Origin of the sequence: Exiguobacterium sp. s56 (assembly GCF_018618255.1) — a bacterium.
In the GTDB taxonomy this organism is placed as follows: Bacteria; Bacillota; Bacilli; order Exiguobacteriales; family Exiguobacteriaceae; genus Exiguobacterium; species Exiguobacterium chiriqhucha.
This window is the reverse complement of the sequence record NZ_JACSLR010000001.1, coordinates 52007-77484: the sequence shown is the minus strand read 5'-3', so window position 1 is coordinate 77484 and position 25478 is coordinate 52007. Positions and strand designations below refer to the sequence as shown.

Here is a 25478-nt window from a genome sequence, read left to right as displayed (position 1 = left end):
GAGGTCCACCTCCTATTGTTCAATTTGGATATAATCACCGTAACTATGGGCGATCGTGTCTAGTTGCACGAGCATCCCTTCTAATAACAGTTGGGTGCGAGTCATGTCCTCCGGTGATACGTCAGGATATGTCTCGACATAAAAGTAGCCACCCTCTGTTTTGTCTGCCATTTCTACAAGAAGCGATTGACCGGCAAGTACCTCGACAGCGTTATATGCCCCAAAGATGATGGCAGAAACGCCGGCACAGACCAAATCAGAACCGGGTTCAGCAAAGTTGGCGTGACCTGTCACTTCAACGGAACGAATCGACTTCGTCTCGTCTCGTCTGACCATTACTCGAATCATAGCTTACGCTTCGATTTTCTCGATGCGAACTTTCGTGTAAGGCTGACGGTGACCTTGCTTACGACGGTAGTTTTTCTTAGCTTTCATTTTGAAGACAGTGATCTTCTTCGCGCGACCGTGTTTAACGACAGTTGCTACGACTTTAGCGCCCTCTACGAGTGGAGCTCCGACTTTAACATCGTCACCACCAACGAAAAGAACTTCACCGAATTCTACAGTACCCTCGACATCAGCATCGAGTTTTTCGATGTAGATCTCTTGACCTGCTTCAACTTTGATTTGCTTACCACCAGTTTTGATGATTGCGTACATATACGTGCACCTCCTTATTAAACTCAGACTCGCCATCCAGGGCAGGGCGAAACCATTTCAACCCGTTCTGTGCGGTTGTAGCCATTTGGGTGCTTCCAAACGAACTAACGTTATAGATAATACCACTCTCGTTCAATCATTGTCAATGACGAGATACGAAATTTTGACATTCCTCGAGCGTCCCATAGAACGCCACATCCGGTTCTCCGTCGACGAGCAAGACCGTGCAGTCAAAACCGTCCCACGACGCGTCATGCCACTTGCTCGGGAGTGTCACGACGACACCCTCGGCTTGAGGCGCGAGCTCCATCAGCGTCCGCTCCAGCTGCGAGAAGACGGCAAGCTTCGACGGGTTACCGTTATAGGTCATCCGGTCTTGCATCGAACGTCCGGTTCGTTCTCGCGACAGTTCGAACAAGCCCATGCGCGTGAAGCCGTACACTTCGACACGGCGAGGATCGCGGGCACCGAGCTCTTTCATCTTCTTCAAGAGCCGGGCCTGTCCATCCTTTGACCCCCTCAAGAAGTCGATGACGACCATACCGCCGATATTGCGTAACCGGAGCTGTTCCATGACGGCGTAGAGCGCGGCCTCGTTAATCGTGTCGGCGGCGCGACCCTTGTCTTTGACGGCGACGTTCTTGCCGCTGTTGACATCGATGACGGTCATCGTCTCGACTTGTTCAATCAAGACGTACGAACCGCCTTCGAGCCAGACGACACGCTGGCCGAGCTTCTCGATTGCCCCGTCGAGCCGGACCGCTTCTTTCATCCGGCCTTTGCCGATGTGACGTTCGACGTTGACCTCGAGCCGCGTCAACCGGTCCTGCGCTTCCTTGTCATTCAACACGACCGATTCGACCGCATGGCGTCGCACGAACTGTTCGCACAACAGCTCATCCTGTCCCCCGCGTGCCGTGATGACGTCCTTGGCACGCGTCCGGAGCAAGTCGAGCTCTTCTTGAAGGTCTTCAGGGCTTGCCTGCCCCGACTCGGTCCGGAACAACAACCCTTCTGCCTCTTCGAGGTCGAACACTTTCGATAACCGGTCCTGGGTGACGAAATCGAGCTTGCGGCTATACAACTGGCGCCGACCATAAGGGAAGTAGACGATATACCGTCCGCCGAAGCGGATGTTCTCCGTCACTTTATGGTGTTTGCCGTTGATGCCTTCTTTCGTCACTTGGACGAGTCGCTTCTCACCGACGACGGCCGCCTGACCGATGGCTGGCACGTCCGGATACGCCTCGAGCGCTTTCAGCGTCTCGGCAATTGGCAAGAAGAGCGTCGTCTCGCCGGTCGTCAAAAACGCGGCGCCGAGCGACGGATGAATCCGTTCGATCGCGGCCTCGAGAATCGTCCCGATCGACAGTTGGTCGATGAAGCGTTCCTCGACTTCGAGCAGACGCTCCCCGTCGACGAGCATGGCCCGTTCGATGGACGGGGTCCGTTCATAGATCAATCGCATATGCGTCTCTCCTTTCGACACAAAAAGGCAACTTTCGTTGCCTTAGGCTTTTTTCATTCCAAATTTCATCATGAGTCGTGTCCAGAAGCCGACCGGTTTTTGTTCGGTCTGAATCGACATGAGCGGCACCGACTCCCCAAGAATCCGGCGCGTGATGTTGCGGTACGCCTGTCCGGCATTGTTATCCGGGTTCATCGTGACAGGTACCCCGCGGTTCGCGGCGGCGATGACTTCTTCATCGTCAACGACGACGCCAAGCAGGTCGATCGACAAGATGCGCATGATGTCATCGATGTCGAGCATGTCCCCTGATTCCACAAGGTGGTTCTTGACGCGGTTGACGATCAATTTCGGCGCAGCGACATGTTCCGCTTGCTCGAGCATCCCGATGATGCGGTCCGCGTCCTGAACGGCGGCCTTCTCAGGCGTCGTCACGACGACGGCCTCATCGGCGCCGGCGATAGCGTTCATGAAGCCTTGCTCGATGCCGGCCGGGCAATCGATCAACACGAAATCATATTCTGTCTTCAACTGGTCGATGATTTCTTTCACTTGCTCCGGTTGGACCGATGTCTTGTCTTTCGACTGGGCCGCAGGCAAGAGATACATCTCTTCGAACCGCTTGTCACGGACGAGCGCCTGATGCAATTTGCATTGGCCGTTGATGACGTCGACGAGGTTATAGATGCTGCGGTTGTCGAGTCCTAAGATGATGTCGAGGTTACGAAGACCGATATCCGTATCGACGAGACAGACCGAGTGACCAGACAATGCGAGGCCGGTCCCGAGGTTCGCGGTCGTGGTCGTCTTCCCGACGCCACCTTTCCCCGACGTCACGACGATGGACCGACCTTTCTTCACTTCTTTCGCTGTATGTACAGGCTCTACTACTTGCTCCATCAAACTCACCCTCTCTGTAATTCCATTGCATATGCGTCTTTCAGCCCAGTCATGACTTGACGGAGACGCGTCATTTCAATACCTTGATTCGTCTGATATGCGCATCCCATCTCGATCTCCGGAAGCTCTTCGCCGTCGTCCGACGCGAGCACGTGTTCACCGATCGCTAAAAACTTCGGATGGAGTAGACTGGCGGTGATGACCGCTTCCTCCCATCCTTCGACACCGGCACGCACATTTCCTCGTATCGTCCCTAAACAATAGATACTTCCCGTCGCCCGAACCTCGGACCCAGGGTTGATGTCTCCGATAATGAGCACCGAGCCATCGAAATCGAGCACTTGTCCGCTTCGAATCGTCCCGCTATGGTAGTGGAACGTCTTTTTGCCGTAGGTCGCTTTCGCTTCTTCGGTCAACATGACCTCGCTCGATAGCTCCTCGATATAAAAAACGCCATGACGAGCGACGACTTCACGAATTTGACGTGACAGCTCCTCGTCTAAATAACGAGTACCCGCGTGCAATTTGAGTGCAATCTTCCCAGAGGGCGGCTCCATTTCTTGTAACGTGGCCTCAAGCTCTCCGAGCACCTCATCGATGCCACTCCGTGGATTGAAGTGGATTGCAATACCGTTGCGATGTCCTTTTATCGTAATATGTCGTTTACGCTCCATCATGGCTACCCTCTTTTCGCTACAGGTCGCGGCGCCACGTATCGTGTCATCGGCACGTATAACAATGCGATGGCGACAGCGTTGGCGACGAGCGTCCCTGGAATCTGTTCAACTAATAGTGTTTGAATGGTCATGGTCGTCCCACCGACCGCCGTCATGACGCTAAAGATCCCGAAGGAAAATACGAGAATCATGAACGTGAACGTGATGACGACCGAGAAGAAGTTCTCACCTATATATTTTAACACGAAGCTGACTAAGAGAGGAATGAGTGAAAAAGTAAATAAGTAAATTCCGAGCAAGTCGGTGTAGACGATGTCATACAACAGTCCAAAGACGAGCCCGAATCCGAACGCCGCCTCGAAGCGACCATACAAACCGACGTACATCAAGCCGATCAATGTCAAATACAAGAACGGCGTCACATAGTGCCATGAGAAGATGGCGGCCCATGTCCCTTCAATAAGAAAGAGGAGGAACAGGGCGATGAACACTTTCATGTTACTCACCCGCTGCTCCTCCTTCCTCGGGACCCGTCAAGAACGGTTCGTCGAGCGTTCGATTGATGACGAACATTTGCGAGAACTCGTTGAAGTCCGCTTCTGGTTTGATGCGGGCGACTTGAGATACGCCATATTCATCCGTCTCGATCGACTCGACCGTTCCGATGACAAGACCGGCCGGATAACGGCCACCGAGACCTGACGTCGACACGATTTCGCCTTCTTTCAACTTGACGCTGTTCGAGACCTTCGTGAAGAAGAGCTCGTTCGTCTCGCTGTCGAAGCCGTCAATCGTCCCGTACGTCGCTTTGCCGTCCTCGTCCTTGACGACGGCCGAGACATTGTTCGTCCGGTTGTTGTCCGAGAGGAGTTGCACTTGCGACGTGTAGGCGCTCGTTTGAATGACGCGACCGACCATGCCGCCGGCGGCCGTGACGGCCATGCCTTTCTCGACACCGCGCTCTTCCCCGACGTTGATCGTCACATAGCGCTGCCAGTCGTTCGGCGTGCGCCCGATCACTTCGGCGGGAATCAAATCGAAGTCACGGAGCGATGTATCGGCCGCCTCGACCATTTGCCGCAATTCTTCGTTCTCACGGCGCAGGTCATCGGCTTCGACCGACACTTCCGCGTATTTCGTCAAATGTTGTTTCAATTGACGGTTCTCTTCATAAATATCGCGTACGTTCGAAATCGAGGACACGGTACTGTCCATCCAGCCGATCGGCACCGTGAACACTCGTTGGAACGTTCCGACCACATCACGCGTGACGTCCTGGTACCAGGCGGATTCCGACCGTCCTCGAATCGAAACCCCCAAGATTACTACGAATAAGATGATACCGATCAGCGTGATGATGAGCTTTTTATTCCGTACGAACCGGCTCATCGTGTGTCACCACTCATCGACGCGACGAGATGCCTGATTTTGAACGGAGGACGTCCATCATTTCAAGAGATTTTCCTGTCCCGATGGCGACGCAATCGAGCGGTTCATCCGCGACGAGTGTCGGGATGTGTGTCTCGTCCGAGATCACGTCATCCAAGTTTTTAAGGAGTGCTCCACCGCCTGTGAGGACGATGCCGCGGTCCATGACGTCAGCCGCAAGTTCCGGTGGCGTCTGCTCGAGCGTTTGTTTCACGCCTGCAAGGATCGCTTCGACCGTATCCGAGAGTGCTTCACACACTTCAGCAGCCGAGACTTCGATTTGTTTTGGAAGACCTGTCACGAGATCGCGACCACGGATTTCCATTTTCTCATTTTCGTTCGAAGCGTCGATGCGAGCCGAACCGACTTCCATCTTGAGCGTCTCTGACGTCCGCTCCCCGATCATGAGGTTGTATTTGTTTTTGATGTAACGAATAATGGCGTCATCCATTTCGTCACCGCCGACACGAATCGATTGGCTCGTCACGATGCCGCCGAGTGAAATCACTGCGACTTCGGTCGTACCGCCACCGATATCGACGACCATCGAGCCTGTCGGTTCCCAAACTGGGAGACCGGCACCGATTGCTGCCGCGAACGGTTCTTCAATTGTGTACGCTTCACGCGCGCCCGCTTGCTTGGCTGCGTCTTCCACGGCACGTTTTTCGACTGACGTGATGCCGCTTGGCACACAGATCATGACGTTCGTTTTCGATGAGAACAAACCGCTCTTCGACTTCTGAGCTTGCTCCATGAAGTATTTGATCATCGTCGCTGTCGTTTCGAAATCGGCGATTACCCCATCTTTCATCGGACGGCGTGCCGTGACGTTACCCGGCGTACGTCCAATCATATCCTTGGCCTGGTTACCCACGGCCTCAATTCTACCTGTATCTGTACGGAACGCCACTACCGACGGTTCACGAACAACGATGCCTTGACCTTTTACATAAACGAGCGTATTTGCCGTTCCAAGGTCGATTCCGATTTCTCGGTTAAAACTACGAAACATACGTGCTGCTCCTCTCTTGGTTACACTATTTTTTATTATAACGGAAAAATCATGTTTGAAAACGTTCATTCGATTACAGGTTATTTACAATAACGTTCATCTCAGTCCTGTCTCACCGTATATTAGTGTGCCTTCTTTTCGACAAAAACGCAAATCAAAAAGCAAGCGCGTGTAAGCGCCTGCCTAGATTGTTCCGGGTTCTCGTCAAATCTGCTGCAACGTCTCGGAGACGGCGGCTTGAAGCTTCGGGCGATTCACGTCCGCCAATTTCACGAAAAAGCTCTTCAGAAACGTTTTCACGTTATGGACGACGTGCCAATAGTACTCGGGCTCGAGTTGCTGTTTTTGCGCGCGCAATCGGGCAGGCAAATCTTCTAACAGGACGATCAGCTCATGTTCGTCCATCCCGCGCCCGAGCAAGGCGAAGATGGGATTCAGCAGGCGCTCGTCCTCGTCATGCACATAGACGCTCGGAATCATCACCTTGTTCCATAGCGCCGCGAGCATATCCCCGTATTCCGTCTCATCGAGGTGCGGATGCAAAGCGAGCTCGTCGAAGGCATCGGCCACATGGGCGATCGAATGGGCCCAGCCTTTCCCAGGTACATAGCCTCTCGTGTCGATTTCACAATCGAGATACGCCAGGAGCTTCGCCTTCAACATGTCGATGTCCGTCTCGGATAAAAATCCTCGTTGCCGGTCTTGATACACGAGCAAGGCGATCAACAGCGTCGAGAACGCCCGTGTGAAGACGGTATCCGATGCCGTCTCCCCGATGCCGTAAAACAAGTGGTATTTGAGCGTCGTTTGGAACATCTCCGTCAACTGTTCGTTCGTCAGTTGTTCGTCTTCGATGATGAATCGATAAAACACCGTGTAAATCAACTGATCTCGAAGTTCAGGGTCCGTCGAGCCGATGTGATGGAGCATCGATTGGATCACCCGCTCCTCGTCCAAGTCGTGCAACCGAACCGTCCCGTCCTTGATGTCCGTCAATATCAATTTCAAATTCTGTTCTTGGTAGATGGTTTCCTCACTCATGTCTGATCACATTCCCTCTCAGTTAGTCGTATGTAAACGCATACTCTCGGTGTTCGACACTATGTTTGATGACTCCTCCCAACACAAAAAAGCAGGCGTGGATGCGCCTGCTACGTTCGAAACATACTTAGAGGCCCGGTTGGAGCGGGAGCAATAGCATGGCCGCGTAAAAGAATACCGCGAAGATCAATACCGGGCGAAAGAACCGCGACGGTTTTTGTCGGGTCGCCCCCGCCATAAAGCTCGACGTCGTCACGACGAACACGTAAATTCCGGCATACATGAAGACGAGTTGCGGAATGACTCGCCACACTTGAAGGTCGAGCGAGGAATTGAACCAGGCGACAAATAGAGCCGCATACGCGATACAAGCACCAATCCCAATGCCGACACCGACAAGCGGGGACAGGCGGTCTAGCCAATGATCTTCTCGTTGGAACCGTCGAAACAGTACCACACTGATGAAGACGAACAACGCGAATACGAGAAGTGATAGTACGCGTGGGTCGAGCCGGACAAAACTTGCGACGAGTGCGACGACAAGCATCAATAACCAAATCAATTTTTCCAATGTAAACACCTCGTATGCCAGTATAGCAAACTGATGTCTCGTTTGGAAAATAAATTCCAGTTTCAACCGTTCATGTAGCCCTGCTGCTTCATACTGACGTAATGGTCCTCCCCGATGATGAAATGGTCGAGGCAGGCGATACCGACGATATTGCCCGCTTCGACTAAACGCTCGGACACGTCGATGTCTTCCCGGCTCGGTGTCGCGTCCCCGCTCGGATGGTTATGGACGGCGATGAAACAAGCGGCCGATAGTTTGAGCGCTTCGCGGAACACATCGCGCGTATGGACGATGGACGAATTGAGCCCGCCGACGAACAACGTCTTCCGGGCGATGAGCTGAATCTTCGTGTTCAAATACAGGCATTTAGACTAGATATAAATACTATTAATGACTTTTGGATACTCTCTATTCATTTTGCTTCCATTTTATTCATGGATTATAAGACGGTGCTCAAACACTCAGCTTCACTCATGATTGCCAATCTAACTTTGCAGCTCAGTCTAGGCTAACGGCAATGTACGTCTTGCAAACGAAATTGGTGCATATGAGGGCTCGCAGGTCCAACGCGTCGATGATGCAGGAGTTTACTTCTTCAATATTACGGCCGATGGCAACTGGACGATTAGTGTTGAATAATATACTCAAACAAAAAGAAACTCATCGCATCTGATGAGTTTCTTTTTGTTATTCAATTATCCACAGCCTTAGGCTTCTTATTGCCACCATAAAAAATCATGGATGCGGCGATAATAATACAAATCAAACCACCAAGACCTGTAGTAATTATTGAAAGCTGTTCGTCAAAAAATGCTTTGCTAATTCCAAGGAATATAAGAAATAGCCACCCTATTAGGTTAATCTTAGTTTTTTTAGACACTTTATTTCCTCCTAATAAACCAAAGACTTACTAAACTTTTTAAAGATCAATATCTTACAAGTGTAATGTATGCCGCTGGATAATTAGATGTCGTATTTGGTTTAACTGTTAACTTTACTCCAGTAATAGTACCTTTAAGTATCATAATAGCTGAATCTTTCCACCACGAAGTTTGACGATTCATCAAATCAGATGCAGTCCAAGCAGTCACAGTCGCGGCAATACCCGTGAAGTTCGACATACCAGCAATACGTGTAATTGCATAAATTGCAGCACTATCTGATAAAGGATTAGAGATATAAAATGGCCAATCAAACTTATTGTCAATCGAATCAATTACTCTTATCACTTCAGCCTTACGAAAATATCTTACATAACCAGATGTACCGCCGGATGGTGGTTGAACCACGGCCATTGGTGAAATGCTAGACTTTGATAAAGAAGCAGCTAACTTTGTAGGAGCAGTTAGATTTTCTTCTGGACCTACACTTTTTTGGATTTCTGAATTTCTAAATGCTGGATCTTCGAGCTTAGCTTGGTACTCTACTACGTGCTCTTTTGGAACTTCAGACATAATTACTTTGGTGTCGTCTGAATAGAGTACCACTTGAACGGTTTCTTCTAAACTTCCTTCTGTGCCACTTTCTGCAGATGCTTTTTGGAATGGAACTAAGGTTCCTATCATTAGCATCATAGCACAAAAAATCCCGATTAACTTCTTCACTTCATTTCCCCCTGTACCTCTATTTAAATTACCCACAAAAAGGTAACTTATGTTTAAATATTATTGTGAATTACCATTTTTTTCAACCTCTTAATACTTTTTATCGGGCTTTAGATACTTACAAAATAATTACTCCAGCCTAACGAACTATTTTGCTATTGATATTGAATAACTAAATAAGTGCAAACAAAAACCACCCGGATGAACTACTCCATAAAAGCCGGATTTTCAGGTCCAACTTTATGGGGAAATTCAGTTAAGATGGTTTTTACTACATTGACTTGAGCTTCCTAAGTGATTGAATGTCAGACACGGCTGCTGTAGTTTTTGATTTCAGATTCACTTTGAAAAATTCACTCTCGATTCCAGTAAGAGCATGCAAAGACTTGGAATCAGAAGCATAAAAGTTTGAAACAAGCTCCTCAATCGTCAATAACAAATTACAATCTAGTACTTGGAGAATACTCTTAAACTTTACAGGAGTAGCAATAGGGATTATATCGTCAAGAGGTTCTATCTGCCTGTATTTTTTCTGATTCATCACTCTCCAGAAATAACTACTTTGCTCTGGAGTAATCAAAGATAGTTCTTTTGCTCTCATTTGTAGCTGCAATAGCTGAATGGGAATCTACCAACTTAGGTGAACGTGTACAGCTCGGTCAGATTGAAAAAGCAAGACAAGGCGCATGGTCCGCTCCCGCTCTTTACGGTTTCAGTAAGAACAATCAAAAACGCCTGGAAGTAAATCCAGACGAGATTGAGGCAGTAAAACTCATGGTGCGTAAGGTTAAAGAAGGTTATAGCTTCCGCCAACTATCAATGTATACGCAGAACATTTCGTATAAACCGCGCAGAGATTATAAATGGCACATTGGCATAACCAGTGTTTTACGGAGCAATGCAATGTAATGATGAGGTGTATGAAAGCACCCATGAAGAAATCATGAGCAAGGAAAGCTTTATGAGTCTCTAGAAAAAGCAAGAAATGAATTAAAACCATTCAATCAACAAGAAGTAGACATTTTTATGCCTACCTCCCCTTCCTCAGCCATTCATATACCCGCGCTGCTTCATACTGACGTAATGGTCCTCCCCGATGATGACGTGGTCGAGACAAGCGATGCCGACGATATGACCGGCCTCGACGAGCCGCTCCGACACCTCGATGTCTTCCCGGCTCGGGGTCGCGTCCCCGCTCGGATGGTTATGGACGGCGATGAAACAAGCGGCCGACAGTTTGAGCGCTTCGCGGAACACATCGCGCGGATGGACGATGGACGAATTGAGCCCGCCGACGAACAACGTCTTCCGAGCAATGAGCTGATTCTTCGTGTTCAAATACAGGCAGATGAAATGCTCTTGATTCAACAGCCGGAGCTCATCACAGAGCAGTTCATAGGCGTCCTGCGGCGAACGGATCGTCGGCGTCTCCACTTTCGGTTCCTCGACATATCGGAGACCGATCGCGAACGCCGCGAGCAACTGCTCGGCTTTCTTCTTCGTCATGCCCTCGATCTGACAGAGGTCGCTAACGGACGCCTGCGACAGCGCCCGGAGCGTCGGATATACGTCGGACAGCCGTCGGGCCGTCTCGTGCGGGTCGCCACCCCTGCCCCCGATTTGGAGCAGCCGAGCGATCGCGGATTCAACACTTCGGTCGAGCACCATGGTCATTCCTTCACCAACTTTCGCTTCATTCACAGAAAGCGCGGCGATACCCCGTGTCGCTCGAGCGTCTCGACGAGCGGACGGATCGGCAGACCGACGACGTTATAAAAGTCCCCTTCGAGCCGTTCGACGAACAGACCGCCCGACGCTTGAATCCCATAGGCACCGGCCTTGTCATACGGCTCCGTCGAATCGAGGTAGCCGTCGAGCCACGCGTCCGGGATGTCGATGAACGTGACGTGCGTCGTCGTGACGAACAAGTCTTGCCGCTCGGGCCCGATGATGCTGACGCCGGTGAGCACTTCATGTGTCGCCCCCGATAGGCGTCGCAGCATGTCCCGCGCGTCGTCCCGGTCTTTCGGCTTCTCTAAAATCGTCCCGTCTAAGACGACGACCGTATCTGAGCCGATGACGACGGCGTCACGGTTGTCGCGGGCGACGTCCATCGCCTTCTCGCGGGCGAGGCGCCCGACATACTCGTCCGGATGTTCCCGTCCGTTCGTCCCTTCGATGACGTTCGATGGGATGACCTCATGGGTGATCCCGGCCTGGGTCAACAGCTCGGTCCGCCGCGGCGACATCGAGGCGAGGATGACACGTTTCTGTGTTGGTTTCATTGTAGCGACTCCTTCCATATGTGCGTAACGGGCTTCTTTCCCGTATCACACTTCACTGTTGATTGTAGGCAAACGGGCAGATGTTTACAATCCACGACGCCTCAAAAAAACGTCCCTTCTTTTCGAAGGGACGCTCGGATTATGGTGTCGTATAGTCGTACACCGGGATGTCTTTCGGGGTGAACGTCTGGGCCGGCACATAGCGGTCCTCGACGAGTTGATCGAGGTCCGGACGATAGAACGCGTCGAGTTCGACCGTGAAGTCGAGCGGCTCGGCCGTCTCGGTCGTGTTCGGTCCCGTCTCTGTCGGTCCGGTGAACTGGACCGTGCGCAAGATGTGAATCCGGTTCATCGACTCGACCGACTCGAGGAACAAGACGAGCGACTCGTACGTGTCCGCTTGGAGCGAAACCGTCGAGCGGACCGATGAGGCGTTGACCGGCGTGATTTCGACCGGTTCGGCCGGTTCAGCCGTCGCGCTCACGTCGTTCGGTTCCGGCTCGTCGATGTCTTCCGGCACTTCTGATTCGGCGATGATGCCGTCGGCGAAAGCGATGCTCGTCACACGGACGTCCGACAGTTGACTCGCCTGCGACAACGTCTCGACGACCGTGTCAAGGGCTGCTTCGGTCGGGACGCGCGTCTGCAGGCGCTGTGAGTCGGCGACGTCGACGACTTCGCCTTCTTGGCGCAACAGTTCGAGCTTCGTCTGTTCGAGCGACAGTTCCCGCTCGAGCGATTTGACGTTGCCTTGGTGGATGAAGTACTGGTAACCGAAATAAGAAGGTACGGCGATGGCCGCGAACAAACAGATTGTGAAAATCAAATAAATCGTCGAGCGTTTCATTCGCTCACCACCTCCTCATCGGTCGTCTCTTCCGTCTCGCCGTCTGGTGTCTCACCGTCTGGGGTCTCCCCTTCCGGTGCCTCCGGTTCGACGTCGAGGAACGTGAAGGTGAACTCACCGATGTAACGCGGGAGCGGTTCGTTCGTCGAATCGAGCACACTCGGCGACAGCGTCGAATCCGTTTCGGTATCCGTCTCTTCCTGTTCCGTCTCCGCTTTCGTCTCGGTCGTCACGCCGAGCAGTTTTACGTTCTCAAACCGTACGTCGTTCAAGAGCGAGCGTTGGAACACGTTCAAATCGGCGAGCGTCTCGAACTGGGTGCGCACGCTCATGAGCGAACCGTCGGCGTAATTATACGTCAACACGTAGCCCGTCGGCGGCAGTTGTTCCGTCAAGGCCCGCAGCGCCGGCACGGCCAACTTCTCCTCGGCCGTGAGCGCCGTCACCGTCTGGTCGAGCGACAAGACTTGCTGTCCCTTCGAGTTCACTTGCTCGGTCTGATAGATGCGGACGAGCTGCAACTGTTCTTCGAGCTGTGCCTCGTTCTGCTTCAATTCGTTCACTTCATAGAACAAGTAACCGGTCGCCCCGCCGCCAATCAAAAGCGCGAGCAGGCTCGCGATAATCGGCCACCGGAGTGTCACATCGGTCGAGTTGATGAAGTTGGCGTCGTGCTCTTTGTCGAGCGTCGCCATTCCGAGGAGCGGCAACATCTGGTGCGACAACGGTGTAGCGTGAGAGAGCGGGAGCGGGTCGTCGATCCGTTTGACCGGCACCATCGCCTCGCTTTCAATCGTCCGGACGAGGTCGTCGAGGTTCGGGACCGTCCCCGAGACGAGCAACTCGTCAATCGGACGACCGTCCGTCCGGAGCGAGTAGCGATAGAAGTCGAGGAAGCGTGCGAGTTCGTTCAACCACTCGTCCGTCTGCGTCGCGAGCGTCTCCTTCGAGCCGCTATATGTATACGTGATGATTCCATCCGTCGTCTCGGCGCGGTACGGGAGGTCGGTCTCGATGGCCCGGATGAACCGGACTTGCCCTTCCTCGAGGACGAGCAACTGGTGCGCGAACGGTGTCACGTGCCAGAGGAGTGTCGATTTGAGCGGGTCGAGCGTCTCGAGTCGGCTCACGCCGTTCGCGATCGCGACCGGGCGTGGGACGATTTTCTTCAATTGGAATCCACGTTTCTTCATGTAGGCGCGGATTGCTTTCGTCAAATCGACCGAGACGGCGTGGAGCATGACCTCGGTCTTCGTCTCCGTCTCGCCGAGCACCTCGTAGTCAAAGGCGACGTCGTCGAACGGCAAGATGATCGAGCTGCCGATCTCCATGAACAGATAGCCGCGAATCTCATCTTTCGGGATCGTCGATGGAATCTCGACTTTACGGGACAGTACCTCGGTCTCAGCCATATCGACGGCACAGACCATCCCTTTTCGTACTTTCAGTTTACGGCACAGTTCATCGAAGGCGAGACCGAATGCGTTCTCGTCTTCAATCCGTCCCCCCACGTAGGCGCCTTTCGCCAATTGGACGGACGCGCTGCGTTTGAACACGCCTTGTTTAATCACGGCCCCGTGGATGCTGAGCGCATCGAACGAGAAATACGCGACCGTTCCTTTCTCTATAGACCGGCTCATGCTGGTTTCCCCCTACATCAAATCAAAATACCAATCAAAAAAGCGTTCGCTGAACCAAAACGTCAGCATCGTGCCGAGTGCGATCGACGGCACGAACGGAATCGGCTGTTTGCGATCCATCCGCTTCAAGCCAATGAGCGTCAATCCGACAATCGCGCCAATCAAGCTCGATAAAAAGAGTGCGACGAGGACGTCGCGCGGCCCGAGGACGAGCCCGATTACTGTAAATAGTTTGACATCGCCGGCCCCAAGTCCCCCTTTGGAGACGAAAAAAACGGTGGCGAGGACAGCGAAACCGAGTGCAGCCCCGGCAATCGGGCTCCACCAGACCACACCCGCGCTATAGGCGAGCAACATGAGGACCGGTGCCGTGAACAGCAAGATGATGTTCGGGACGAGCATCGTCGACAAGTCCGACATCGCCAAGGCGAGGAGCGTCGATAAGAAGACGAAGGCGAGAAGCGTCGTGAGGCTAAAGCCATACAGCCAGAAGCTATAGGCGTAACCGACCGCTCCGAGCAGTTCAAACAGCGGGTACGTCGGCGCGATCCGCCCGCCACAGCCGCGGCATTTCCCGCGCAGGAACACGTAACCGAAGACCGGAATCAGTTCCCAAGCGGATAAGACGTGTCCACATGACGGACAGTGCGAGCGCGGTGTGACGATGGACTGTTTGCGTGGCACGCGGAGCCCGACGACGTTCGTGAATGACGTGATGACGGCCCCGAGGACGAGGCTATAAATGAGTCCAATAAGTTCAACCAATCAAGGTCACTTCCTTACTTGTAAGTATATGCCAAAAAAAGAAAACCGGCTAGGCTGAGCGAGTGCCCAGCGCCAGCCGGAGTTTCTTAGTTTACTTCAGCCAAAGAGTCTTTTTTCAAAGCATCTGTAGCTTTATCAACAAACTTAAATTCTGTCCCAGCTAAGTTTACTTGATAAGTGTAATTTCCACTACTCGGTGTTACTTTGACAGTAGCAGTTGTGTAGTCTGCGCCGCCAAATGGATCTTTCATGTCGCTAATATAAGATTTTGTTCCAACAACAGCTGCTTGTGGATTGTCTCCTGTTGTCGCTGCAGTATTTGTCGTTGCTTTATAATCTAAAACCGTTGCTTTATCGACCGGGTTAGAAGCAGTATATAACTTCGCTGCACTCACCATCTGCTTCGCATCGGCAACCATCGCGTCCTTCTTCGAGTTCTCGATAATTCCACCAATCGCGACAACAGCGATGGCTGCGATAATCCCCAAGATAACGACGACGACGAGCAACTCGACGAGTGTGAGTCCGCGCTCATCTTTCAATTGTTTGGCATCTTGCCAAATCATTTTCATTTTCTCTAACATGATTCATTCTCCCCTTTTGTGTGTTGTGCTGTGTTGTGTGCTGCATGCATTACCTTTGACCTAATACTAAGTAGAACAATTTTACTATACATTCAAAAAATAGGATTGAAAAGATACAAATCTGCAAATAAATAAAAAATTTCTACTGATTTTGGATATCGCCATAAATTTGGAACATCGGGACGACAATCGCGATGACGATGACGCCGACGATGCTCGCCAAGACGACAATCAACAGTGGCTCGATGATCGATTTCAGGCGGTCTGTCGTCGTCTCGACCTCGGTCTCATAAAACTCCGCGACCTCGTTCAACATCGAGTCCAAATCCCCGCTCTCCTCGCCGACCGCAATCATTTGCGTCATGAGCGGCGGGAAGCTATCGTTCCGTTCGAGCGGTTCGTGGAGCGGAATCCCTTGCGCCATCATCTTGCGTGCTTGAGCAAGACCTTTGCGGATGACCCGGTTCGAGACGATTTTCTCGGTGATCTCGATTGCCGATAAAATCGGGACCGCCGCTTGAAGCAAGACGGCCAAACTTCGCGTCAATAACGCAATTTGTGACTTTAAGACGATTGGCCCAAAAATCGGCATCTTCAACAACAATCCATCAATCACATACCGTTCCTTGTCGCGCTTCAACATCCACGTGAAGACGAGCAAGGCGATAAGGGCCCCACCGAAGATGAGCCACCAATAGGCGGCGACGAAATCGGATACGGCGACGACGATGCGCGTGATGAGCGGGAGTTCCCCGCCGAGCTGTCCGAAGATGCTCGCGAACGTCGGGACGACGTTCACCATCAAGAAGGCGACGACACCGATGGCGACGATTGAGACGACGAGCGGGTATGTCAACGCCGAGATGACTTTCCGTTTGACGTCATACTGTTTTTGGAGCTGGAGCCCGATTTGGTCGAGCGCCTCCTCCAAGTTCCCGCTCGCCTCACCCGCGAGTGCCATCGAGCTGAAGAAGTTCGAGAACACACGCGGGTGTTTCTTGATCGCTTCCGAGAAGGCGATCCCTTCGCGTAAATCATCCTCGACTTGGCTGAGCGTCTTCTTCAACACTTTCGATTCGGTCTGGACGCGCAAGATGGATGTGGCCCGAACGATTGGCACGCCGGCCCGAATGAGCGTCGCGAACTGACGCACGTACATAATCAAATGTTCAATCTTGACCCGCTCGGGGAGCAGGTTGACTTCTTTATTCAATCCGGTCGACTCGAGTTCAGCGAGCTCGGTGACGAGAATCGATTCTTGCCGCAGTTTTTCTTTCGCCTCTCGGAGCGAGACGGCGGTGACCCGCCCTTTCTTACGCTTTCCGTTCAGCAGTTTGCCTTCATATTGGAAGATGGCCATTCAGTCACCTCTCTTCATTTGGTACGGCGTTCGGGTTGATGACGCCTTGACGGACGAGCTGTTCAATCGCCATGTCCATCGTCTGCATCCCGTTCTGCCGGTTCGTCTGGATGACGGTCGGGAGTTGGAACTCCTTCTCGTTCCGAATCAAGTTGGCGACGGCCGGATTGCCAATCATAATCTCCATCGCAGCGACACGACCTTTCGGCACGTCGACGCGCGGGAAAAGACGCTGACTGACGACACCGAGCAGGACGTTGGCGAGCTGGGTCCGAATCTGGTCCTGTTGCTCGGCCGGGAACGCGTCGATGACACGGCTGACAGTCGACATCGCGCTCGACGTGTGGAGCGTCGCCATGACGAGGTGGCCCGTCTCGGCAGCCGTCATCGCCGTCGAAATCGTCTCGAGGTCACGCATCTCCCCGAGCAAGATGACGTCCGGGTCTTGCCGGAGCGCGGCCCGAAGCCCGTCGACAAACTTCATGACGTCGGAGCCAATCTCACGCTGGTCGACGATGCTCTGGTCGTGCGAGTGCAAATACTCGATCGGGTCCTCGAGCGTGATGATACGTTTGCGCTGCGTGCGGTTGATCTCGTGAATCATCGCGGCGAGTGTCGTCGACTTCCCCGACCCGGTCGGACCCGTAACAAGGATGAGCCCGTATGGCTTCTCAATCAACCGCTTTAACACTTGCGGCAAATCGAGCTCGTTCATCGTCGGGATTTCCCCGGAAATGGACCGGAACGCGATGGCGACCGTGCCCCGTTGGTAATAGGCGTTGACACGAAACCGCGATACGCGCGGCACTCCGAACGAGAAGTCGAGATCGCGCTGCATCTCCAGCCGGCCCCGCATTTCTTCGGTCATAATCTCTTTCAAATAGCTCTCGATATGGAGCGGCAACACTTTCTCGTCACCCATCGTGATGAGACTGCCGTCGACCCGGATGATCGGCGGCGAGCCGGCGGTCAAATGGATGTCCGAGGCGCGTTGTTCGACCGCTTTCGTTAAAATCACTTCAATCGACTGATGGATCATAGGCTCACTCCGTTATCACTGTTCTCAATATCTCTTCGGTGTTCGTCAGCCCGAGTGCGACTTTCTCGAGTCCATCGGCGAGGAGGAAGCGGACGCCTTGTGCTTTCGCATAGGCGACCATCTCGGCCTCCGTCGCTTGGTTCATAATCAATCGGCGCAATCCTTCGTCAATCGGCACGACCTCATGGATGGCGAGCCGGCCGCGGTACCCCGTGAAGTTACATGACGCGCATCCGTTGCCGCGCATGATCCGTTCGACAGGGACGCCTTCAGCCGCAAACAGTTCCTGTTCCCGTTTCGAGACGGGCTGTTCGTGGCCACAGTCCCGACAGACGCGACGGACGAGCCGCTGGGCGACAAGTCCGGACGTCGAGGCGGCGACAAGGAACGGTTCGACCCCCATGTCGATCAAGCGAGTGATCGAGCTGATGGCCGAATTCGTATGTAACGTCGATAACACCAAGTGACCGGTCAATGATGCCCGGATGGCAATCTCGGCAGTCTCGGTGTCACGGATTTCCCCGACCATGACGATGTTCGGGTCTTGTCGCAAAATCGAACGGAGACCCGACGCGAACGTCAAGCCGACCTTGGCGTTGACTTGGACTTGGTTGATGCCGTCGAGCTGATACTCGACCGGGTCCTCGACCGTGATGATGTTCTTCGATTCATCGTTCAATTCGCGCAGCGACGCATAGAGCGTCGACGACTTCCCTGAACCGGTCGGCCCAGTGATGAGGATAATCCCGTTCGGCCGTTTCAGCATGTCGCGGTACACCACCTCGTTCTCGTCGCCGAAGTCGAGTTTCGTCAAATCGGTCAACCCTTCCGATGAATCGAGCACCCGGATGACGATTTTCTCGCCATACATCGTCGGGAGCGTCGAGACGCGGAAGTCGTAAGGGCGGCCCCGAAGCGTATATTTGATGCGTCCGTCCTGCGGCAAGCGGCTCTCGGTGATGTCTAGGTTACTCATGACCTTGAGGCGCGTCAACATGACGCTTTGAATCTTCTTCGGATAGATGGCTTCGGTTCGTAAATCACCGTCGACTCGAAGACGGACATGCAGCTGCTTCTCGTGCGGATCGAAGTGGATATCTGAGGCGCGCTGGTCGATGGCGCTCAAGAAGAGCTGGTTGACGAGTCGGATGACCGGTGCGTCATCACGCGATGCGGTCTCTTCCCGGTCAAGTTCAGGCGCTTCTTCTTTTAAAATCTCGATGAGTGACGCGTCCATCTCGTAAAAGCGGCTAATCGTCTTACGAATCTGTTCGCGTGTGGCGATCCCGACCTCGATGTTCATCCCCGTCTGCAGACGCACGTCATCGATGGCGATCAAATCGAGCGGGTCCGCTGTCGCGATGAACAGCGTATTGCCTTGTAACGAAATCGGCATGATGTCATGTTTTTGGGCGATGACTTTCGGGACAAGTTTCGTCACGGTGACATTGATGTCTTCTGAATATAATGAAATGACCGGCACGTTCAACTGCTCGTGCAACACTTGAATCAGTTGCGTCTCGGTCAAATAGTTCAATCGCATGAGCGCGTCCCCGAGTTTCTCCCCGGTCCGCTTTTGAGTAAGTGCTTCGTCTAGCTGTGCTTGCGTGATCATCCCCGCCTCGACGAGCATCTCGCCGAGCCGTTTCTTCATTCGTCTCAACTTACTTCACCATCCTCTGTGGTACCTGCTGTGCGACGTCTCGCTGTTCGATGAACGCACTGAGTGCCGCACCGCCGGCCAAACCGAGGGCGAGGAGGACCCACGCCCACCACGTCCGCTCGAGCCCTTCGACATACAGGCTATACACGCCGAGCGAGAGCACGGCGACGAGTAACGAGATGACTCCTTTCGTCTCCCGCTTCCGAACGTATGGAATCGACAAGGCGAACACGGTCAATGTGGCAAGTACCCAAAAGGCGATCAAAATCAAATAACCGATCATCCGACTGCCCCCTCACTTGGCACCGGGTCTTGGTCATACACCGGTGGTTGTTCTTCAAACTCATTCAATCCGTCATCCTCTACATCGTCATCGAACGGGTCATCTTTCAGTGATTCGTCCGGGAAAGTCGGAATCACCGGTTCGACCGGTTCAGGAGGCGGGAGCGGGACGGAACTTTTCGTCACGATCTCCGGGATCGGCTCGTAAAAATCAAACCCGAGCAGTTCGAGCGACTCGCCCGTATCCGTGATACGAACACGATACAATTTGCCCGATTCCCCGGTCTGACCGGATTGGGTCACAGACGAACTGCCGGCTGTGAGTGACGGCGAGAAGCGGACGATGTTTTGATATGGGACGCTCGTCACGTCTTCGACGCGCGACTCGTACGCTCCAACGAATACCTTACCGAGCAATTGGACCGTCATCGCGTTCCCTTCTTCGATCACGATGAGCGCGTACGGTGTCTGTTCCGTGTTCTGTACGGCGAAGTTCGAGCGCTCGTCGACTTTGACATCATAGCCGAGCTCGATGCCGGTCGGGAGTGTCTCATGTTGGACCCGTTCTAGGATTTGGAACGGTGTCGCCGCGAACAATTGATACATCGAGGAACCGAGCGTGCTGAGCGCCTCAAAATCTTCCCCGAACGCTTTCAAGCTGAAGATGTCCCCGGCTTCCATCTCGAAGCCATTCATCCGTTCGAGTGCCGAGCGCATCGCTGGCGTCGGACTGACCGTGATCGAAGCGACGACTTCACTCTCCGTCGCCGTCATCTCGAGGACGACGTCTGAGTTCAAATTCGAGGCGGATTCGACGAGCGGCGGTGTCACCATCGAGAGCGTCACCGGTTGGTTCTCTAAGTACGGTGTCAATCGCTCTTCGTCGACCGTCGTGACGAGCGGATATGTACCCGATTCAGTGACCGCGTTGAGTGTCGCGTCGACGTTGAACGAGACGACATCTTTGCCGACCTCGATCGCCGTCCCATCGACGAGCGTCACCGTGAACGGCGTGTTGTTGAAGTCTTTGATGGCGTTCTCGATTCGGACGACCGCTTCTTCTTTCGTCATCCCCGACACGTCGATGCCGGCCACGGTCGTCTCTTTATATGTAGCAGTCGTCTTCGCCGAGGCATCGAGATAGTTCACGAGCCCGATCGTCGGCAACGACACGAGCAGGACTAGCCCCGCCAGGATGAACAGGTGCATCCCATATCGCTTCATTCCATTTCCCCCTCTATTTCAAGTCAAATGAGACTTTTGAATTACTATCCGTTCCCACTGTAACTTTAGTATAATATGCATTGTACAGAAAATAACAATTATTTCAGGTTAAAAGTCTCTTTTTTCCTATCATTAAATGAATTTTGAAAAGGAGGTCAATGCGGTGGACCGTTCCGAACAAGGTTTCACGCTCGTCGAAGTGCTCGTTTCGATTGTTGTCGTCTCGATCCTGGCATTATCGCTCATGAATATCTTCTCCCAAAGCTTGCGAATCACCTCCTCGGATCTTGACCGGACCGTGGCAAACCAAGTCGCCCAAAATACGCTCAACACGTTGAAGCGTCGGGCGGCCGAAACGCGAGACCCGATTGACATCTCGATCCTCCAGAAGACGCCGGCCAACGTCTGCGATTTGTGTGACGTCACCATCAACGGGCGCGCCTTCGATGTGACCATCCTCTCTCCAGGCAACGAACCGCCCGCTGACCTCGTCAACGTCGAGATTACCGTCGCCTCGGAGACGTTGCTCAAACCCATCACGTTGAAAGGAGTGGTGACGAATGCGACGCTTCAAGATAAATTCCCTGAGACGGACGTTCCAGAGCTTCCGTGACCGTGAGGACGGCGTCACGCTCGTCGAGTTATTGCTCGCGCTCGTCATCTCCGCCATCTTTGCCGGAATCGTGATCACCGTCTTCTTGACCGGCTCGCTCGGTTTCCGTCTGACGAACGACACGAGCTCGCTCCGGAGTGAGGCCGACTACTTGATCACAAGCGTCCTCCAGGACATCAACCAAACCGAGTTCGACGCCTTGACCGTCAACGGGGATACATATTCGTTCCATCGTCTCCATTCCCCGCGCATCTCGACGGAAGGCATTTTGTACCGTCAAGGCGACTATATGGAAGACGCCGTGTTCGAGCTCGCCCCGTCAAGTTTCGTGACAGACAACCCTGACGTCACCGTCCAAGCCGTCACCATCGACATTCAGGACGAAGTGACGGACGCAAGGAGCGGACGCGAGGCTTACATCGTGTCCGGACTGATGGAGATTCAAGTGACGCTCGCCTCGCGCGACGATGCCACGCTCACCAAGACGTTTACGAGTACCATCCCGTTATGAAAAGAGGGATCCAGATGAAACAAGATGAACGAGGCTACGTCCTCATCCTCGTCCTCGTGACGATGGCGGCGCTCGCCGTCCTCTCGCTCGCAGCGATTCAAGTCAACTTGGCCACGAACAAGCAGACGAATCTCCGTGTCGACGAGACGCAGCTCGATACCGACGTCAAAGGCGTGCTCGATGTGCTCGTCGCCGACCTCCGAGCGACGTTCCCGCTCCACGATGCGAATGTCGTCCAACCATATATGGAGAACGAGCAATTGTTCCAGGCGAAAGTCGAGACTGTACTCAAACAAGATACGTTGTATGCAGGAACGCGCCAATCGGGCGATAACGATATCCGCTACTCAATCACTCGCTCGACAGCGGACCAGGCGAACGCCCCGTTCACGACGGTGCTCACGTTGACCGCGACCGGGACGACGAAAGCGAAACCGGAACAGCCGATGCAGACGAGCTCGTATAGCCAAGAAGTGTATGTGACGGCGCTGCCGTCATTCCTCTATTACGTGCTCGGGTCGGACGACACGTTGACGGTCAACGGTCCACCGAAGATTGAAGGGAACTTGTTTGCGGGGACAAAGCTCGCACTCGAACGCGACGCGAAGTACCAACTGAAAGACCAAATCAACACGCTGAACAATAGCGCCTCGAGCCGGTTTTATCTCGATGGCCGCATTGACCTCGGAAACGGGGCGACGTGCGACGGCTGCGAGACGCCGAACTATTTCACGAATTCGACCACGCCTGGTGTGAACTATGAACCTGAGATTGGTCCGGTTGAGAGTACCTTTTCTCGCTTTAACTTGAATTACTCGGTCATCCAGTTCGCGAACCGACACCGTGCCACTGCCGGTAAATTGCCTTATACCAATTCACCGAAGCAAACGCTGTTTCAATCAACGTTAATCCCGACATCGACGATTTCACCCTTTCTCAAGCAAACTTACGTCGTCGATGGAGAGACAACGCCACGTGAACGGCCGACCGAGTTTATCGATTCCAGCCAGCTCAATTCGGTCCAAACGTTACAACTCGTCAATCTTCCAGTAGGTGTGACAGGTCCGATGGTCATCACCAAGTCGATTACGAACAGCACCGTCCCGCTTCTCTTAAACGGAGATGTCACCATCGACGCATTAGACACCATCACCATTAGCCGCCCACTAATCATTAATGGGGATTTGACGATTCGTGGGAAAGTCGCGTTCAATACGACCGTTTATACATTAGGAGACGCGTTCATTGATCGCGCGGATTTATTGCCGGTCGCTTCTGGTGCGAATGACAGTTCACTCGTCCTGCTCGCCGAAGGAAAAATTTTATTGAATCGAATCAATGAATTCCAGGACAGTTCTTCGACGCTCCAAGCATTTATGTACAGCGCTTCGACTGAACCGACTCGACTCTATTCTGTCGGCTCCATTGTCAACATGAAAGGCGGTCTGTATAGTAAAGGGCCGCTCGAAGTAAACACATTCCGCGGTTCGTTTAAATCATTACCGCAACAGGCGAATAAACAAGCTTATTTCGCTCCTGGGAATGTGATTGCCTCTCCAGACGTCGACGATTCACGTCTCGTCATGGAATATAATGAGGGTGTATTCCGCCAAATCGACACGCTCCCGGTCACAAACCAGCTCCAACTGTTCGTCGGTCAACAATTGAAGAAATGAAAAAGAGGCTGCTCTCACGAGTAGCCTCTTTTCTATGATTGAGATTAATAGAAATCGCCAGACGGATCTTCGGTTCCTGGGTTCGGATCCGTACCTGCTTTGACGCGGACGTAGAACGTTTGGCTGATGATTTTCGGACCTTCTCCTGCTTTAAATGATACACTGACGTCCTCTGTGACCAGACCGATTTTCGCGATACCCGGCTTCAAGAGTGTCAATACGCCATCTTTTGCGGTCATGACATCCGTTCCTTCGAGGACAGTCAAACCGTAACCCGTCACGTTTGCCGTCTCCGGCCAGAATTTGACCGGATAGCTATATGGGCTGTCTGTCATGTAGAGAATGACGTTCGGTGTCGAGACTTTTTGTGGATACTCTTTCACGTTAATCAAGACAGGCATCGTCTGTCCGATATAATCCTTTAATTTCGCAACGACCGAAACGTTGCTCGTACTCCCATGCTCGGCTTGTACGGTAGCAGACGTGTTTTGACTTGAGAGAATTTTCAAGGCGGACGAATCAGCGTTCCATTTTACAGCAAGCGGATTGGCAAGAGCTTGTTTATCTTCCACCAATTGTTCCAATGTCAATAAAGTCTGTTGCTTAACCAATGTTCCTGCTTCATTTTTGTACACCCAAAGTTCTTGATCATTTGTAGTTAATGATAAATCCGGTAGTTTTACGACAACCTTCATATCATTTGATTTAACTTTTTGACCGTTCGCGTATTCATAAACGGCTTTCACAGTCGCCTCACCGGCATCCAACGCTTTTAACGTAACGCTTTGATTCGTTGAATTCGTTTGATTTACGAAACTGGACTTATCAATTTCCCATGTGAGTTTCGCATTTGGTGGAATCGCCGCTTTCACAGTCGCTAAGTTAGCTTCTACCGTTTTTGAATTCCCCAAATAAATCGTCGTTTCACTTGGAACGTTGATTTTCAGTTCTTCTACCGTCACCGTCGTTTTTGTGAAGCCACTCCCAGCATCAGTGAACGAACGATTATGTTTTTGCGCACCGCTCCCATTCCCAGAATGGTCAGCTTCCAACGAATAGGCATACCGTCCGTTTTCGAACGTATAACTACCCGGTTTTTCTGCAATCAATTTGACGGTGATGAGGTCAGAGAATGCTGCATTCTTATAATCATTACAAGATTCAAGTCCGGAGTTTTTCTTTCCACAGAGTACATTGATTGTTCCCGTTAAGAGACGTGTTTTAGGATCAAAATTTAAATTGTGAGCTGTTGAAGGAGTTACGACTGCAGATAATCCTTCTGGAATTGTCTCTTCAATTGTCACAGCCCATTCTACATACTTGTAAGAATTGATGTTCGGACCGTTTGTAAAATCAAGAATGTTATTCAATGACAAGTCATATGTCAAATCAAAACTGTCTCCTATGAGCACAGCTTCTGGTGTAACTGTTCGAATTGTCTCATCTTTAATATCCGTTTGAAAAACAATGCCCTGTTTGTTTCCATTACCGTTACCATTATTGCCGTTATTGTTCCCATTTCCTCTTCCGTTCCCGTTATTCGCAAACGTTGATGTATACGCGAACAACAATAAGACCATCCCTATTACTATGAGGAACCCGTACTTGGATCTTAGCTGCCTCTTCAT

At 52.4% G+C, this 25478-nt stretch carries 28 protein-coding genes, 1 pseudogene and 1 other annotated feature; of the genes and pseudogenes, 4 read left to right on the top strand and 25 right to left on the bottom strand.

Annotated features, from left to right (window positions below; genetic code table 11):
• Positions 1-12: 12 nt before the first annotated feature.
• From KNP71_RS00415 to KNP71_RS00355, 13 genes and pseudogenes are all read right to left on the bottom strand, one after another.
• Positions 13-348 carry a ribosomal-processing cysteine protease Prp gene (locus KNP71_RS00415; RefSeq protein ID WP_031200131.1) on the bottom strand — a complete coding sequence of 112 codons (336 nt, stop codon included), beginning with the start codon at positions 346-348 and terminating at the stop codon, positions 13-15.
• Between the two features lie 3 nt (positions 349-351).
• Complete coding sequence (gene rplU / locus KNP71_RS00410; RefSeq protein WP_016508528.1) at positions 352-660, bottom strand: 50S ribosomal protein L21; 309 nt, start codon at positions 658-660, stop codon at positions 352-354.
• Between the two features lie 15 nt (positions 661-675).
• Positions 676-747: a sequence feature (ribosomal protein L21 leader region), on the bottom strand.
• 55 nt (positions 748-802) lie between these two features.
• Positions 803-2128 (bottom strand): ribonuclease E/G, encoded by a 1326-nt coding sequence (locus tag KNP71_RS00405; RefSeq protein ID WP_214829802.1) that lies wholly within the window; start codon positions 2126-2128, stop codon positions 803-805.
• A gap of 42 nt (positions 2129-2170) precedes the next feature.
• The gene (minD, locus tag KNP71_RS00400) at positions 2171-3028 is read right to left on the bottom strand and encodes a septum site-determining protein MinD (RefSeq protein ID WP_021066881.1); all 858 of its coding nucleotides are present in this window, start codon (positions 3026-3028) and stop codon (positions 2171-2173) included.
• Between the two features lie 5 nt (positions 3029-3033).
• Positions 3034-3702, bottom strand: coding sequence for a septum site-determining protein MinC (locus KNP71_RS00395; RefSeq protein ID WP_021066880.1), 669 nt, complete (start codon positions 3700-3702; stop codon positions 3034-3036).
• Positions 3703-3707: 5 nt separating this feature from the next.
• Entirely contained in the window at positions 3708-4202 is a 495-nt protein-coding gene (gene mreD, locus KNP71_RS00390; RefSeq protein ID WP_052013683.1) for a rod shape-determining protein MreD, read from the bottom strand.
• Between the two features lies 1 nt (position 4203).
• Positions 4204-5094, bottom strand: coding sequence for a rod shape-determining protein MreC (mreC, locus tag KNP71_RS00385; protein WP_021066878.1), 891 nt, complete (start codon positions 5092-5094; stop codon positions 4204-4206).
• Between the two features lie 13 nt (positions 5095-5107).
• Complete coding sequence (locus KNP71_RS00380) at positions 5108-6145, bottom strand: rod shape-determining protein (RefSeq protein ID WP_021066877.1); 1038 nt, start codon at positions 6143-6145, stop codon at positions 5108-5110.
• Positions 6146-6349: 204 nt separating this feature from the next.
• Positions 6350-7186 (bottom strand): DUF2785 domain-containing protein, encoded by an 837-nt coding sequence (locus tag KNP71_RS00375; protein ID WP_029595824.1) that lies wholly within the window; start codon positions 7184-7186, stop codon positions 6350-6352.
• A gap of 127 nt (positions 7187-7313) precedes the next feature.
• Positions 7314-7766 (bottom strand): hypothetical protein, encoded by a 453-nt coding sequence (locus tag KNP71_RS00370; RefSeq protein WP_353049130.1) that lies wholly within the window; start codon positions 7764-7766, stop codon positions 7314-7316.
• Positions 7767-7819: 53 nt separating this feature from the next.
• Positions 7820-8122 (bottom strand): annotated as a pseudogene (locus KNP71_RS00365) (JAB domain-containing protein); the annotation flags it as partial.
• 326 nt (positions 8123-8448) lie between these two features.
• Positions 8449-8637, bottom strand: a complete 189-nt coding sequence (locus KNP71_RS00360) for a hypothetical protein (RefSeq protein ID WP_029595826.1) — start codon at positions 8635-8637, stop codon at positions 8449-8451.
• 46 nt (positions 8638-8683) lie between these two features.
• Positions 8684-9361 carry a hypothetical protein gene (locus KNP71_RS00355; protein ID WP_029595827.1) on the bottom strand — a complete coding sequence of 226 codons (678 nt, stop codon included), beginning with the start codon at positions 9359-9361 and terminating at the stop codon, positions 8684-8686.
• Positions 9362-9952: 591 nt separating this feature from the next.
• On the opposite strand from KNP71_RS00355, the gene KNP71_RS00350 reads away from it, so the two are divergent.
• Positions 9953-10270, top strand: coding sequence for a recombinase family protein (locus KNP71_RS00350; RefSeq protein WP_029595829.1), 318 nt, complete (start codon positions 9953-9955; stop codon positions 10268-10270).
• A 135-nt stretch (positions 10271-10405) separates the two neighbouring features.
• On the opposite strand, the gene radC is transcribed toward KNP71_RS00350, so the two are convergent.
• The 11 genes from radC to KNP71_RS00295 all read right to left on the bottom strand — a co-directional run bounded on the left by radC (position 10406) and on the right by KNP71_RS00295 (position 21050).
• On the bottom strand, positions 10406-11029 hold the full coding sequence (radC, locus tag KNP71_RS00345; RefSeq protein WP_251126235.1) for a RadC family protein: 624 nt from the start codon (positions 11027-11029) through the stop codon (positions 10406-10408).
• A gap of 29 nt (positions 11030-11058) precedes the next feature.
• A complete protein-coding gene (locus KNP71_RS00340) occupies positions 11059-11646 on the bottom strand; it encodes a Maf family protein (RefSeq protein WP_251132723.1) in 588 nt (195 codons plus the stop codon).
• Between the two features lie 139 nt (positions 11647-11785).
• Entirely contained in the window at positions 11786-12493 is a 708-nt protein-coding gene (locus KNP71_RS00335) for a hypothetical protein (protein ID WP_058763221.1), read from the bottom strand.
• A complete protein-coding gene (pilM, locus tag KNP71_RS00330) occupies positions 12490-14133 on the bottom strand; it encodes a pilus assembly protein PilM (protein WP_214829798.1) in 1644 nt (547 codons plus the stop codon). Before pilM ends, KNP71_RS00335 begins: the two co-directional genes overlap by 4 nt.
• 12 nt (positions 14134-14145) lie before the next feature.
• Complete coding sequence (locus KNP71_RS00325) at positions 14146-14898, bottom strand: prepilin peptidase (protein WP_214829796.1); 753 nt, start codon at positions 14896-14898, stop codon at positions 14146-14148.
• Positions 14899-14984: 86 nt separating this feature from the next.
• Positions 14985-15482, bottom strand: coding sequence for a prepilin-type N-terminal cleavage/methylation domain-containing protein (locus tag KNP71_RS00320; protein ID WP_214829794.1), 498 nt, complete (start codon positions 15480-15482; stop codon positions 14985-14987).
• A gap of 142 nt (positions 15483-15624) precedes the next feature.
• The gene (locus KNP71_RS00315) at positions 15625-16842 is read right to left on the bottom strand and encodes a type II secretion system F family protein (RefSeq protein ID WP_214829791.1); all 1218 of its coding nucleotides are present in this window, start codon (positions 16840-16842) and stop codon (positions 15625-15627) included.
• Positions 16843-16846: 4 nt separating this feature from the next.
• A complete protein-coding gene (locus KNP71_RS00310) occupies positions 16847-17881 on the bottom strand; it encodes a type IV pilus twitching motility protein PilT (RefSeq protein WP_021066866.1) in 1035 nt (344 codons plus the stop codon).
• Positions 17882-17885: 4 nt separating this feature from the next.
• Positions 17886-19535 (bottom strand): GspE/PulE family protein, encoded by a 1650-nt coding sequence (locus tag KNP71_RS00305; RefSeq protein WP_251132731.1) that lies wholly within the window; start codon positions 19533-19535, stop codon positions 17886-17888.
• Between the two features lie 10 nt (positions 19536-19545).
• The gene (locus KNP71_RS00300) at positions 19546-19827 is read right to left on the bottom strand and encodes a hypothetical protein (RefSeq protein ID WP_214829785.1); all 282 of its coding nucleotides are present in this window, start codon (positions 19825-19827) and stop codon (positions 19546-19548) included.
• Positions 19824-21050: a G5 domain-containing protein gene (locus tag KNP71_RS00295; RefSeq protein WP_214829781.1), complete on the bottom strand. Its 1227-nt coding sequence runs from the start codon at positions 21048-21050 to the stop codon at positions 19824-19826. The genes KNP71_RS00300 and KNP71_RS00295 overlap by 4 nt, the downstream gene beginning before the upstream one ends.
• A gap of 163 nt (positions 21051-21213) precedes the next feature.
• On the opposite strand from KNP71_RS00295, the gene KNP71_RS00290 reads away from it, so the two are divergent.
• The 3 genes from KNP71_RS00290 to KNP71_RS00280 are packed head-to-tail and all read left to right on the top strand — an operon-like array spanning position 21214 to position 23850.
• A complete protein-coding gene (locus KNP71_RS00290) occupies positions 21214-21663 on the top strand; it encodes a prepilin-type N-terminal cleavage/methylation domain-containing protein (protein ID WP_214752526.1) in 450 nt (149 codons plus the stop codon).
• Complete coding sequence (locus tag KNP71_RS00285) at positions 21611-22174, top strand: PilW family protein (RefSeq protein ID WP_214752524.1); 564 nt, start codon at positions 21611-21613, stop codon at positions 22172-22174. The genes KNP71_RS00290 and KNP71_RS00285 overlap by 53 nt, the downstream gene beginning before the upstream one ends.
• Before the next feature lie 14 nt (positions 22175-22188).
• A complete protein-coding gene (locus KNP71_RS00280; RefSeq protein ID WP_131471083.1) occupies positions 22189-23850 on the top strand; it encodes a hypothetical protein in 1662 nt (553 codons plus the stop codon).
• 44 nt (positions 23851-23894) lie between these two features.
• Here the strand turns inward: KNP71_RS00280 and KNP71_RS00275 are convergent, their stop codons facing one another.
• The gene (locus KNP71_RS00275; protein WP_214829777.1) at positions 23895-25478 is read right to left on the bottom strand and encodes a hypothetical protein; all 1584 of its coding nucleotides are present in this window, start codon (positions 25476-25478) and stop codon (positions 23895-23897) included.